Genomic DNA, 12,421 nt, shown 5'->3' with positions numbered 1-12,421 from the left:
CGCCTGATGGGCGCCTATATCCTGCGCCGCATTCTTCTGATGATCCCGACGCTGTTCGGCATCATGGCGATCTCCTTCGCGGTCATCCAGTTCGCGCCGGGCGGCCCGGTCGAGCAGGTGATCGCCAAGCTGACCAACCAGGGCGGCAACGATCGCCTCGGCAGCGGTGGCGGCGACGCCGGCGGTGGCAATTTCGACGTTGCCGGCGATGTCAGCTCGAAATATCGCGGGGCGCAGGGGCTCGATCCCGAATTCATCAAGAAACTGGAAAAGCAGTTCGGCTTCGACAAGCCGCCGCTCGAGCGCTTCGGCATGATGCTGTGGAACTATATCCGCTTCGATTTCGGCGACAGCTATTTCCGCGATATCTCGGTGCTGAACCTGATCCTGGAGAAGATGCCGGTCTCCATCTCCATCGGCCTGTGGATCACGCTCTTGTCCTACCTGATCTCGATCCCGCTCGGCATCCGCAAGGCGGTGAAGGACGGCTCGACCTTCGACGTGTGGACCAGCGGCGTCGTCATCGTCGGCTATGCCATTCCCGGCTTCCTGTTCGGCATCATGCTCATGGTGCTGTTCGCGGGCGGGTCGTTCTGGGACTGGTTTCCGCTTCGCGGCATTGTTTCGGACAATTGGGACCAACTGTCCTGGCCCGCCAAGATCGCCGACTATGTCTGGCACATGACCCTGCCGCTGACGGCGCTCGTGCTCTCGGCTTTCGCAACGACCACCCTGCTCACCAAGAACTCTTTCCTCGAGGAAATCCGCAAGCAATATGTCGTGACGGCGCGCGCCAAGGGCCTGTCGGAGCGCAAGGTGCTCTACGGCCACGTCTTCCGCAACGCCATGCTGATCGTCATCGCCGGCTTTCCAGGCGCCTTCATCTCGGCCTTCTTCACCGGCTCGCTGCTGATCGAGAACATCTTCTCGCTCGACGGCCTCGGCTTGCTTGGCTTCAAGTCGGTGATCGACCGCGACTATCCGGTGGTGTTCGCCACCCTCTACATCTTCTCGCTGCTTGGCCTGTTCGTCGGCCTTCTCTCCGACCTGATCTACACTTGGGTCGATCCGCGCATCGACTTCGAGCGGAGAGATATCTGATGGCCGAGGCTGCGATCGAAAGCGCCCCGGCGCGGCCCCGCAGGCCATTTCTTTCGCCGCTCAACCAGAGGCGGCTGCAGAATTTCAAGGCGAACCGGCGGGGCTACTGGTCGCTCTGGATCTTCCTGTTCCTGTTCGTGCTGTCACTGTTTTCCGAGCTGATTGCCAACGACAAGCCGATCATCGCCTCCTACAAGGGCGAGATCCTGTTTCCGGTCCTGGTCGCCTACCCGGAAGAGAAGTTCGGCGGTTTCTATGCCGTCACCGACTATCGCGATCCGGTGATCCAGGACGAGATCAACTCCAATGGCTGGATGATCTGGCCGCCGATCCGCTACTCCTATCAGACGGTCAACAACGCGATTCCGGAACCGGCGCCGGCAAAGCCGTCCTGGCTTTACGACAAGACGAAGCGCTGCAGCCAGTATCCGAAGGGCGAGGCCGACGAGAACTGCACCCTCGGCAACTGGAACTGGCTGGGCACGGACGACCAGGCACGCGACGTGCTGGCGCGCGTGCTCTATGGCTTCCGCATCTCGGTTCTGTTCGGCCTGATCCTGACCCTCGGCTCGTCGCTGATCGGCGTCGCGGCCGGCGCGGTGCAGGGCTATTTCGGCGGCTGGACCGATCTTCTCTTCCAGCGTTTCATCGAGATCTGGTCGGCGATCCCGGTGCTCTACCTGCTGCTTATCGTCTCGGCCATCCTGCCGCCCGGCTTCTTCATCCTGCTCGGCCTGATGTTGTTGTTCTCGTGGGTGGCGCTGGTCGGCGTGGTGCGGGCCGAATTCCTGCGCGCCCGCAACTTCGAATATGTCAACGCGGCGCGGGCGCTCGGCGTGCCGAACCTCACCATCATGTTCCGGCATCTGTTGCCGAACGCCATGGTGGCGACGCTGACCTTCCTGCCCTTCCTGCTCTCTGGCTCCATTTCGACGCTGACCTCGCTCGACTATCTCGGCTTCGGCCTGCCGCCCGGCTCGGCCTCGCTCGGCGAGTTGCTGAAGCAGGCGCAGCGCAACCTCAACGCCCCCTGGCTCGGCATCTCCGGCTTCATCGTCATCTCGGTGATGCTGTCCCTGCTGGTCTTCATCGGCGAGGCGACGCGCGACGCCTTCGATCCGCGCAAGACGTTCAAATGAGCGAAGCCCTGCTGTCCGTCCAAGATCTGAGCGTCGCCTTCGCGCAGGGCGGCAAGCAATCGATCGCCGTAGACCATGTCTCCTTCGACATAGCCAAGGGCGAGACGGTTGCCCTGGTCGGCGAATCCGGCTCGGGCAAATCGGTGTCGGCGCTGTCGGTGCTGAAGCTCCTGCCCTATCCCGCCGCCAGCCACCCCTCGGGCAGGATCCTGTTCGGCGGCGCCGACCTGCTCGCCATGGACGAGAAGGCGTTGCGCGGAGTGCGCGGCAACAAGATCACCATGATCTTCCAGGAGCCGATGACCTCGCTCAACCCGCTGCACACGATCGAGCAGCAGATCGTCGAGGTGCTGCAGCTCCATCAGGGTATGCGCGATCAGGCCGCCCGCGCGCGCACGCTGGAGCTGCTCACCGAGGTCGGCATCCGCGATCCGCAAAAGCGCCTCGACGCCTATCCGCATCAGCTCTCCGGCGGCCAGCGCCAGCGCGTCATGATCGCCATGGCGCTCGCCAACGAGCCCGAGCTTCTGATCGCGGACGAGCCGACGACCGCGCTCGACGTCACCGTGCAGGCGCAGATCCTCGAATTGCTGGCGGCGTTGAAAAGCCGCAAGGGCATGTCGATGCTGTTCATCACCCACGACCTCGGCATCGTCAGAAAGATCGCCGATCGCGTCTGCGTGATGACCAAGGGCAAGATCGTCGAGACCGGGCCGACCAGGGAGATCTTCGCCAACCCGCAACATCCTTATACGAAGCATCTGCTGGCGGCCGAGCCGAAGGGCAAGCCGCCCGCGGCCGACCCGGGTGCCAAATCCGTCATGACGGGCCAGGACATCAAGGTCTGGTTCCCGATCAAAAAGGGTTTCTTCCGCAAGACCGTCGACCATGTGAAGGCGGTGGACGGGATCGACGTCACTGTGCGGGCCGGCCAGACGCTGGGCGTGGTCGGCGAATCCGGCTCCGGCAAGACGACGCTGGGCCTGGCGCTCGCCCGCATGATCTCCTCGACGGGGACGATCACTTTCAACGGACGCGACATCGACCAGCTCTCCTTCAGCGCCATGCGGCCGCTCAGGCGCGAATTGCAGATCGTCTTCCAGGATCCGTTCGGCTCGCTCAGCCCGCGCCTCTCGGTCTCCGAGATCATCGAGGAAGGTCTGAAGATCCACGAGCCGAACCTCTCGGCCGACCAGCGCGACGACAAGGTGGTCGCCGTGCTGAAAGAGGTTGGCCTCGATCCCGAAACGCGCCACCGCTACCCGCATGAGTTTTCCGGGGGCCAGCGCCAGCGCGTCGCCATCGCCCGCGCCATGGTGCTCAACCCGCGCTTCGTGATGCTCGACGAGCCGACCTCGGCGCTCGACATGAGCGTGCAGGCGCAGGTGGTCGACCTTCTGCGCAGCCTCCAGGCCAAGCACAACCTCGCCTATCTCTTCATCAGCCACGACCTCAAGGTCGTTCGCGCCCTTGCCAACGACGTCATCGTCATGCGCAATGGCCAGATCGTCGAGGCAGGACCTTCCGAGCAGATTTTCAGCAGCCCGCAAACCGATTATACGCGAGCGCTGATGGCGGCGGCCTTCAAGATCGAGACGGCGCCCACCGGCGTGGTCAGCGAGTAGCCGGCCCGCACCGGCGAAACAGGGAAGAAAAATCCGAGAATGGAAAAAGGCAAAATCCTGCTTGCCCTCACCGGCATCCACCCGCAGCGCTGGCACGAGCTGCTCTCGGCCGAGCGCGAGGTCGTGCTGGAGCCGAACGGCGCCGACGACCCGTCGATCACCTATGCGGTGGTGTGGAAGCAGAAGCCCAACCTTCTTAAGTCGCTGCCCAATCTGCGCGCCATCTTTTCGATCGGCGCCGGCGTCGACCATGTCTTTGCCGATCCCGGCCTGCCCGACGTGCCGATCGTCAAGATCGTTGCCGACAATCTTACCCAGCACATGGTCGAATATGTCGTCTGGCGCGTGCTCGACCACCATCGCCAGGCCTCGCTTTACCGGGCCCAGCAGCAGAAGAAGATCTGGCACGAGCCGCCGCAACGGGTGGCCGGCGACATCTCCGTCGGCATTATGGGGCTCGGCAGCCTTGGCCGCGCCGCGGCTTCGGCGCTCAAGTCGCTCGGCTTCGCCGTCAATGGCTGGTCGCGCAGCGAGCGGCCGATGCAAGGCGTTTCGACCTATTCCGGCGACGCGGGGCTGATCCCGTTCCTCAACGCCACCGATATCCTGGTGGTGCTGTTGCCGCTGACGCCGCAAACCCAAGGCATCGTCAATTACGGGCTGCTCAAGGAACTGCGCCGGCGCAATGGCCTCGGCGGCGCCGTGCTGATCAATGCCGGGCGCGGCCGCCTGCAGAAGGACGCCGACATCGTGCGCGCGCTGGACGACGGCACGCTGAAGGAAGCGAGCCTAGACGTGTTCGAAGTCGAGCCGCTGCCGAAGACCAGCCGGCTGTGGAGCCATCCGAAAGTGTTCGTCACGCCGCATGCGGCGGCGACCTCGGACCCGGCCCACCTGGTACCGATCATGCTTCGCCAGATGGCGGCCTTCGAGCGCGGCGAAAGGCTCGACAATTTGGTCGACCGCGAAGCGGGGTATTAGTTCAGGGTCAAACCCCAGGCGTGAAAGCATCGCTTGATCGCTTTTATGGAGGCGAGCCGCAGTTTCGGCAGGTCGAGTTCCTCGAACATCGTCCGGTATCGCTGGCGATTTCGCGGCGTGACCACTGCGATGTGGCGGATCATATCCCATTTGACGCTATCGCGTCCGCCTTCGAGAGCGCCCAGCCTCCCGGTTTCGAACAGCGTTCGCCGAAAGTAACGCAGCAGACTGGCAGGGGTGGAGATGTCGAGCAGGATCAAGCCTGTCGCCCGCGCAAAGCGCTGCGGCATGCAGACCGAATAGTTTCCGTCCATCACCCAGCGCTCGCCGGCGATGGCGGCATCGTGCAGGGCAATGAATTCGCTCTGTGAACGCGGCTCCCAGTCCGTGTTGGGCAAATGAAAAAGCACGTCGAGGTGCACGGGCTCCAGGGCGCGCTTGCGCGCGATCGCGTTGGCGAGCGTGGACTTGCCGCTGTTGGACGGTCCCAGAATGCAGATGCGGTCGCCGAGGTCCATGAGGTTCATCGGTTGGTCTTTCAAGCGCGATCAAACGCTCGTCGATCCAGCGGAGCGTTAACGGAATATCGAGTATCGAACGCTCAGGACGGCTTCGAGCCGGGCAGCCCGAACGTCTCCTTCTTCTTCGGCTTGCCGCAGTCGCGGCGCTCGATCGAGCGGTTCATCGCATCGATCTCGCCGCTCGCCTTGTTGCTGGCGCGCTGCGCCTTGGAGCGCGTGTCAGGTATGAACGGGCCGAAGCCCATCGCCGGATTGGAGAAGCTCGGCTTGGCCGTGACGGGCAGATTGTTCTGCCGCGCCAGTTGATTGCGCTGCGCCAGCAATTGGTCGCAAGGCACATCGTCATATTGCAATGAGGATTGGACATCCTCGTCCTGACGCTCGGCCATCGACGTGCCGCCGACGCATCCGGCAACAGTCAGGCAAGACGCCAACGCAACCATGGTCCAGCGCATGGATTTCTCCTCGTGATGTCTGCCCCGCGCCACCCCGACCATGCCATTCAGGCTTTTTCGCAGCAAGAACGGGCTCATCGGTTAGCCGGATTCCTCCCCGAAGCCGGGAAGCCGGCCACGATCGCCAGGCCTTCGACCGGATCACGCCGGTCGTACCGGATGACCATGCTCTCCAGCGACAGGACCGCAAGTCCGTTCGCCGCAAGCAATTGCCGCGCATAGGCCTCGGAGTGGGCATAACGCCGCGACGGCAAAAGGGCGAAATCGCCGCCGCCGGCAAGCGTCTCGAGCGAAAAGGCGAACAGACCGCCCTCGGCAAGCATGCCGGCAATGGCGCCGACTATGCGGTCGAGGGCGCCGAGATAGATGAACACGTCGGCCGCGACCACGAGATCGGCCCTGTCGCCGGCATGGGAGAAATGTTGAAGGTCGGCCTTTGTCAGCCGATCGTAGATGTCCTTGGCTTTCGCCTTCCTCAGCATGCCGGCCGAGATGTCGTAGCCTTCCAGCCGGTCAACGAACGGCCGCAGCCTCTCACCCATCAAGCCGGTGCCGCAGCCGAGGTCAAGGGCCAGCCGGAACCGGCCAGGCCTTGCCCTGGCGAGGGCGCGCGCGAGAAAATCCGGCAGCCCGTAGCCGAGCTTCTTGACAAGCGAGTCCTCGAAACTGTCGGCATAGTGATCGAACAAGGTCTCGACAAAGGCGCTGGGCGGCGCCTCGGCGGCGGGCGCCTTGCCGATCAGTTGAAGCTTCAGCGCGGCGCCAAGTCGGTCCGCGGGCTCCAGCTTCAGCGCCATGGCCCAGGCCTGCGCGGCCTGGTCGAGCAGGCCTGCCGCCTCCTGCATCTCGCCGAGGCGAAACCAGCCCGCGGCCCATCGCGGCGCGAGTTCCAGCGCGCCGAGCAGAAGCTCGGCCGCCTGCGCTGGCTGGCCCGAGGCGAGCAGCATCTCGGCGAAATCGGCGCGACGGTCGGCATTCAAATCGCCCGACGAGGCCTGGAGCGGTTTCATGCGTGAAGGATCCCCCGGCGAGGCGGGCCGGTTTAAGACGAGTCAGCAGTCTCTTGCAACAGGCTTCCCGCGGTAAATTTAGCCACTATGTTCAATGCCATGCGCGCCAGCGACCTGCTCAAATCCCGGCCGGAGGGGCTCTACTGCCCGCCCGGCGATTTCTTCATCGATCCGGTGCGGCCCGTCGGGCGGGCGCTGATCACGCATGGCCATTCCGACCATGCGCGCTCCGGCCATCGCTCGGTGCTTGCGACGCAACAGACGCTCGACATCATGGGGCTCCGCTATGGCGAGGATTTTGCAGGCACGACGCAGGCGGCCGCGCTTGGCAAAACGCTCGACATCAACGGCGTCGCCGTCACCTTCCATCCGGCCGGCCATGTGCTTGGCTCGGCGCAGATCTGCGTCGAACACCAGGGCATGCGCATCGTCGCCTCCGGCGACTACAAGCGGCAGAAGGACGCCACCTGCCTGCCGTTCGAACCCATCCAATGCGATGTCTTCATCACCGAAGCCACCTTCGGCCTGCCGGTGTTCCGCCATCCGCCGGACCATGAGGAGATCGCGCGCGTGCTCAAATCGGCGGCGCAATTCCCCGAACGCTCGCATCTGATCGGCGCCTATGCGCTCGGCAAGGCGCAACGCGTGATGCGGCTTTTGCGCGACGCCGGCTACGACAGGCCGATCTATATCCATGGCGCGCTGGCCAAGCTCAGCGAATATTATCAAAACCAGGGCATCGATCTCGGCCAGCTCGAGCCGGCGACGGTGGAAAGCGGCAGCAAGGCCGATTTCGCCGGTGCCATCGTCGTCGGCCCGCCGTCCGCCTTCGCCGACCGCTGGGCGCGGCGTTTCCCCGATCCGATCTCCTGCTTCGCCTCGGGCTGGATGCGTATCCGCCAACGCGCCAAGCAGGGCGGCGTCGAGCTGCCGCTGATCATTTCCGACCACGCCGACTGGGACGAGCTGATCATCACGATCAAGGAGACCGGCGCGGAAGAAATCTGGGTCACGCATGGCCGCGAGGAGGCGCTGGTGCGCTGGTGCGAGCTGGAGGGCATCACGGCGAGGCCGCTGCATCTCGTGGGATATGAGGACGAGGGCGATTGATGGATCATAGTTCGCCAACCGCCGTCGCAGCGCTCTATGGCGCCCCCCTCTGGCCTGCCGGCCATCTCCCCCTCAAGGGGGGAGATTGGCAGTTTCAACGCCGGCGCATCTCCTGCGGCGTCGGAGATTGGCGAAAGCCGGCGCGCTATCCGATCTCCCCCCTAGAGGGGGAGATGGCCGGCAGGCCAGAGGGGGGCGCCTCGCGCCGGCCCTCGCCATTGGCCTGGTCCTCATCCCCATGAACCGCTTCGCCGAGCTCCTTGACCGTCTCGTGCTGACGCCGTCGCGCAACGGCAAGCTGACGCTGCTGACCGACTATTTCCGCACTGTTGAAGACCCCGATCGCGGGCTGGCGCTGGCGGCGATCACCGGCGATCTCAACATCGCGGCGGTGAAGCCGGCGATGCTGCGGGCGCTGGTGGTCGAGCGCATGGACCCGGTGTTGTTCGGCTATTCCTATGACTATGTCGGCGACCTCGCCGAGACCGTGTCGCTGGTCTGGCCGCAACCGCAAGGGCATATTCCCAACCAGGTGCCGACGCTGGCCGAAGTGGTCGGCAGGCTGCAGGCGGCAAGCCGCTCCGACGGGCCAAGGGTGTTGGCGCGGCTCCTCGACGACGCCAGCATCTCGGCGCGCTTTGCCATCATCAAGCTGGTCACGGGCGGCCTGCGCATCGGCGTGTCGGCGCGACTCGCCAAGCAGGCGCTGGCCGATCTCGGCCAGGTCGACGTCGCCGAGATCGAGGAGCTCTGGCACGGGTTGGCGCCGCCCTACAGCGAACTCTTCGCCTGGCTGGAGGGCCGGGCGGAAAAGCCGAGGAGTGCTGCGCTTGCGCTGTTTCGGCCGGTGATGCTCTCCAATGCCGTCGATGACAAGGACCTCGAAAAGCTCGACCCGGCCGACTATGCGGCGGAATGGAAGTGGGACGGCATCCGTGTGCAGGCAGTGTGCGAAGGCGGCGTGCGCCGGCTTTACTCGCGCACCGGCGACGATGTTTCGGGCGCCTTCCCGGATCTTGCCGCGGCCATGAATTTCGAAGCGGCGCTTGATGGCGAGCTTTTGGTCGGCGACCCGCGCGAGGCGACCGGAACCTTCTCCGACCTGCAGCAGCGACTGAACCGCAAGAGCGTGTCGCCAAAGATCCAGCAACAATATCCGGCCTTCATGCGCTGCTACGACGCGCTGCAGATCGACGGCGAGGATCTGCGCGCGCTGCCCTTCGCCGAGCGCCGCAAGCGGCTCGAAGCTTTCGTCGGGACGCTTGATCCCGGCCGCTTCGATCTCTCGCCGCTGGTCGCGTTCGCCGACTGGGAGACGCTTGAGCGGCTGCGCCAGGCGCCGCCGCATCCGATCATCGAAGGGGTGATGCTGAAGCGCTGGGATTCGCCCTACCTCGCCGGCCGGCCGAAGGGCCCGTGGTTCAAGTGGAAGCGCGATCCGCACACAATCGACGCGGTGCTGATGTATGCGCAGCGCGGCCACGGCAAGCGCTCCAGCTTCTATTCAGACTACACGTTCGGCGTCTGGTCCGGCCCCGAGGGATCCGAGGAACTGGTCCCTGTCGGCAAGGCCTATTTCGGCTTCACCGACGAGGAGCTGAGAGAGATCGACAAATATGTGCGCGACAACACGATAGAGCGTTTCGGGCCGGTGCGTTCGGTGCGCGCCGACCGCAGGAACGGCCTGGTGCTGGAGGTGGCGTTCGAAGGCCTCAACCGCTCGACCCGCCACAAATCTGGCGTTGCCATGCGTTTTCCGCGTATCTCGCGGCTGCGCTGGGACAAGCCGGCTGCCGAGGCCGACCGCATCGAGACGCTGCAGGCGCTGCTGGATCGTTAAGAATCACGCTGGCGAACCGCCGGGTGGGGTGCGGCGCCAACGTTGATAGACAGAGCGCCACGGGTCACTGCGCGATCGAAACGCGTATCTCGTAAATGTCGACCGACTTGCCCTTCTGGTCGAAGTCGGAATTGACCGCGATGGTGCCGGCGGCGCCCGGATGCTTGTCGGGGAACTGCACGTCGAACAGATATTCGTTGCGCTCATGGCCGACGGCGTAGCGCTTGCGGCCGCAATCGCCGAAATCGCCGAAATTGCAATCTACCGATATCTGCGTCTCCTTGCCCTCTTCCGAGCGGGCGACGATATCGAACATGGCATGCTTGCCGGCAAGCTTCTCCAGCACGCCCTGGCCGACATCGAAGGCGATGGCCGAACCCGACGCGCCGGAGCGTATGCGCAGGAATTGCCCTGTGTCGTCCTTCATCACTTCGGCATTGGCATCTGACGGCGTGCTGACACGGGTCGGATCGGCGGGCGAGAAGACGTTGATCCAGTTCTTCGACTGCTCCGCCTCGCCCTGCTTCTGCGGCGAGCCAGGCTCGGCCGGCTGCGAGGAATCCTCGTCGTCCAGCGTCGGCGCCGGTTCCGGCGGGCCGGTGTCGAGCTCGGCCGCCGTCTTGAAGACCCCGTTCTGCTTGGCGAAATAGAGGCCGATGCCGGCGGCCGCGACCAGCGTCACGACGACGAAGATAGCGGTCAGCGGCAGGCGCCGGCCCCTGATCCGCCGCTCGTCGCGGTCGGGCGCGACCTGCGCGCCGTTGCCGACGGGAGCGCCCGGCGAATCATCGAGCGAGGGCGCATCGGGAAGCGCCGCCTCATCCGGCATGATGTCGGGCACGCGCGGCAGCACGCGTGAGCGCGGCTGGTCCGAAGCATCGGGCTGCACCGGGCCGTCGACGGTGATCGAGGGCGAAGGCGCTGATTGCGACGGCGGCCGCGGCGCGTCGACCGGGGGCGCGGCCGATTCGGCCGGCGCTTCGACGCGGGGATCGGCGGCGCGATTGCCGGCCGGCGCGACGCTCTCCGGCGGCAGCGTCACCTCGGGGACGGCCGGCAGGAACTCCGATTCGATCTCGGTGATCTTGGCCTGCACCGCCTTGCGGCGGCTGATTGCGGCCTCGACCGTGACGTTCGGATTGGCCTGGAGGACGCGGTCGAGCGCGGCAAAGGCCGATCGATAGACCTTCTCGCGGAACGCCCGGTCCTCGGCATTGCCTTTCTCGAAGGCATTGCGGATCGCTTTCTCGATGGGGTCCAAGCGAGCTCCCTCTGCGCGTTCGCTCCCGGTTGTCTGACCGTTAGCCGCGGGCGGCCAATCAATCAACGGCGAGCGGCTGCCTTGCCGGCCAAAGCCATTTCGGCATTTTTTGTTGAAGAATCAACATTTTTCGTCACCACCGGCACGGCCGCGCCGGCCAGCCGACCGCAAGAGACGGGCAGCCCGCACGCCGCCACGGGCCGCGCATGCGCCCGTCGCGTGGTAACCGTAGATCGTAATTGCCGCCGGCGAGGCCGGAATTCACCGCTGCCCATCTTGAATTAGCGAGCGGTTGAGTCTATCACCCAGCCCATTCTGGAAGCCTGACGCTTCCCGGGCCGCTTTAGCTCAGTTGGTAGAGCACATCATTCGTAATGATGGGGTCGCGTGTTCGAGTCACGCAAGCGGCACCAAATTTCTCCACGAGAACCAAGCTGTTGACGGAAGCCGAGCGCCGGGCGGTCCACCCGTGAGCCATGGACAATAGGCAAGCGACAAAAGATCGCCGGCGGACGCAATCTGCCCCAACGGAATAAGGGGCTATATCTTTGGTTCTTTCGGACCAATGCGTCCAGCAGCATGGACCTCGGTCGATTGTGGGCCAGCGGGCAAATCAGACAGTCTTGCGATCGCGCCGGCTGATAACCCCAAGCCCCCCGCCCATCGGTCGGCGCATGCCCGGCTTGCGGATCTCAAAATCCTGACCACAAAGCGAGCCGGGCTTCCCATTCGTGTGCCCGTGCCGAGACGCAGATTGTCTGAAATGCTATGAGGAGTTGGACAGTCTATCACGTCGATTTCGAAGCAGGAGGCAACAACCCGATTCTGACTGAGATCGGAAGCGTCGAAGCCGACAATCTTTTGGCGGCGGTGATCAAGGCACAGGCATTGTGGCCTGATGAAATGTCCATGACCGTCCGCCCGGCAGGAGACGACAGCCGGTCGGCGCAGCCGCCGGCTCCTCAGCGCGACACGGATTGAACCCAAGGAGCGATCGGGCCGCTCGCTTCGGCTGTCGGCATGGTCCGGCACAGCTTCCCAGCCCTGTACCACGTCATCGGCGAATCTCGGCCATTGTCGGGAGTAGATGTTGGTGGGAAACTCCCGTTGTCAGCATGGGAGGTCGAAATGCCCAATAGTTTCAAGACCGGAGACGTCGTCAGGCTGAAATCCGGAGGCCCGGAAATGACCGTCAGCGACGGTGCGGCTTCCGGCACGTATCTGTGCCACTGGTTCAACCGCGAGGGCGACGTCTGGACGCCGCAGCATGCAGGCTTCAAGCCGGACCAGTTGGTGGTCGTCGACCAGCCAAGATAGTCGCCTCCTTCCCCTGGAAAAGCCTCCGGTTCGGCAGTGCCGGATCCCGGGGATTTTTGTC

12 protein-coding genes and 1 tRNA gene are annotated in these 12,421 nt (G+C 64.5%); 9 read left to right on the top strand and 4 right to left on the bottom strand.

Annotated elements, in window-relative coordinates; all coding sequences use genetic code 11:
* Positions 1-6: 6 nt before the first annotated feature.
* The 4 genes from MJ8_RS03885 to MJ8_RS03870 are packed head-to-tail and all read left to right on the top strand — an operon-like array spanning position 7 to position 4,846.
* Positions 7-1,101, top strand: a complete 1,095-nt coding sequence (locus MJ8_RS03885; RefSeq protein WP_201413177.1) for a microcin C ABC transporter permease YejB — start codon at positions 7-9, stop codon at positions 1,099-1,101.
* Entirely contained in the window at positions 1,101-2,240 is a 1,140-nt protein-coding gene (locus MJ8_RS03880; RefSeq protein WP_201413176.1) for an ABC transporter permease, read from the top strand. The genes MJ8_RS03885 and MJ8_RS03880 overlap by 1 nt, the downstream gene beginning before the upstream one ends.
* Entirely contained in the window at positions 2,237-3,865 is a 1,629-nt protein-coding gene (locus MJ8_RS03875) for an ABC transporter ATP-binding protein (protein WP_201413175.1), read from the top strand. Before MJ8_RS03880 ends, MJ8_RS03875 begins: the two co-directional genes overlap by 4 nt.
* 39 nt (positions 3,866-3,904) lie before the next feature.
* Positions 3,905-4,846, top strand: coding sequence for a 2-hydroxyacid dehydrogenase (locus tag MJ8_RS03870; RefSeq protein ID WP_201413174.1), 942 nt, complete (start codon positions 3,905-3,907; stop codon positions 4,844-4,846).
* Here the strand turns inward: MJ8_RS03870 and MJ8_RS03865 are convergent.
* The 3 genes from MJ8_RS03865 to MJ8_RS03855 all read right to left on the bottom strand — a co-directional run bounded on the left by MJ8_RS03865 (position 4,843) and on the right by MJ8_RS03855 (position 6,832).
* Positions 4,843-5,373, bottom strand: coding sequence for a GTPase (locus MJ8_RS03865; RefSeq protein WP_201413173.1), 531 nt, complete (start codon positions 5,371-5,373; stop codon positions 4,843-4,845). The two genes, MJ8_RS03870 and MJ8_RS03865, sit on opposite strands and share 4 nt — an antisense overlap.
* A gap of 74 nt (positions 5,374-5,447) precedes the next feature.
* The gene (locus MJ8_RS03860; RefSeq protein WP_201413172.1) at positions 5,448-5,822 is read right to left on the bottom strand and encodes a hypothetical protein; all 375 of its coding nucleotides are present in this window, start codon (positions 5,820-5,822) and stop codon (positions 5,448-5,450) included.
* A 74-nt stretch (positions 5,823-5,896) separates the two neighbouring features.
* Entirely contained in the window at positions 5,897-6,832 is a 936-nt protein-coding gene (locus tag MJ8_RS03855; protein ID WP_201413171.1) for a class I SAM-dependent DNA methyltransferase, read from the bottom strand.
* A gap of 99 nt (positions 6,833-6,931) precedes the next feature.
* Between MJ8_RS03855 and MJ8_RS03850 the strand changes: the two genes are divergently transcribed.
* Entirely contained in the window at positions 6,932-7,942 is a 1,011-nt protein-coding gene (locus MJ8_RS03850; protein WP_201413170.1) for a ligase-associated DNA damage response exonuclease, read from the top strand.
* A gap of 238 nt (positions 7,943-8,180) precedes the next feature.
* On the top strand, positions 8,181-9,782 hold the full coding sequence (locus MJ8_RS03845) for a cisplatin damage response ATP-dependent DNA ligase (protein ID WP_201413169.1): 1,602 nt from the start codon (positions 8,181-8,183) through the stop codon (positions 9,780-9,782).
* 64 nt (positions 9,783-9,846) lie between these two features.
* Here the strand turns inward: MJ8_RS03845 and MJ8_RS03840 are convergent, their stop codons facing one another.
* On the bottom strand, positions 9,847-11,043 hold the full coding sequence (locus MJ8_RS03840; RefSeq protein WP_201413168.1) for a hypothetical protein: 1,197 nt from the start codon (positions 11,041-11,043) through the stop codon (positions 9,847-9,849).
* Between the two features lie 337 nt (positions 11,044-11,380).
* Here MJ8_RS03840 and MJ8_RS03835 point away from each other — a divergent pair.
* From MJ8_RS03835 to MJ8_RS03825, 3 genes are all read left to right on the top strand, one after another.
* Positions 11,381-11,456 (top strand) — tRNA-Thr (locus MJ8_RS03835).
* Between the two features lie 355 nt (positions 11,457-11,811).
* Positions 11,812-12,024: a hypothetical protein gene (locus MJ8_RS03830; protein WP_201413167.1), complete on the top strand. Its 213-nt coding sequence runs from the start codon at positions 11,812-11,814 to the stop codon at positions 12,022-12,024.
* Between the two features lie 147 nt (positions 12,025-12,171).
* A complete protein-coding gene (locus MJ8_RS03825) occupies positions 12,172-12,360 on the top strand; it encodes a YodC family protein (RefSeq protein ID WP_040986255.1) in 189 nt (62 codons plus the stop codon).
* The last annotated feature ends 61 nt before the right edge of the window (positions 12,361-12,421 follow it).

Origin of the sequence: Mesorhizobium sp. J8, assembly GCF_016591715.1 — a bacterium.
Classification (GTDB): Bacteria; Pseudomonadota; Alphaproteobacteria; order Rhizobiales; family Rhizobiaceae; genus Mesorhizobium.
The sequence above is the reverse complement of the archived record's forward strand: the minus strand, read 5'-3'. Positions and strand labels throughout refer to the sequence as shown.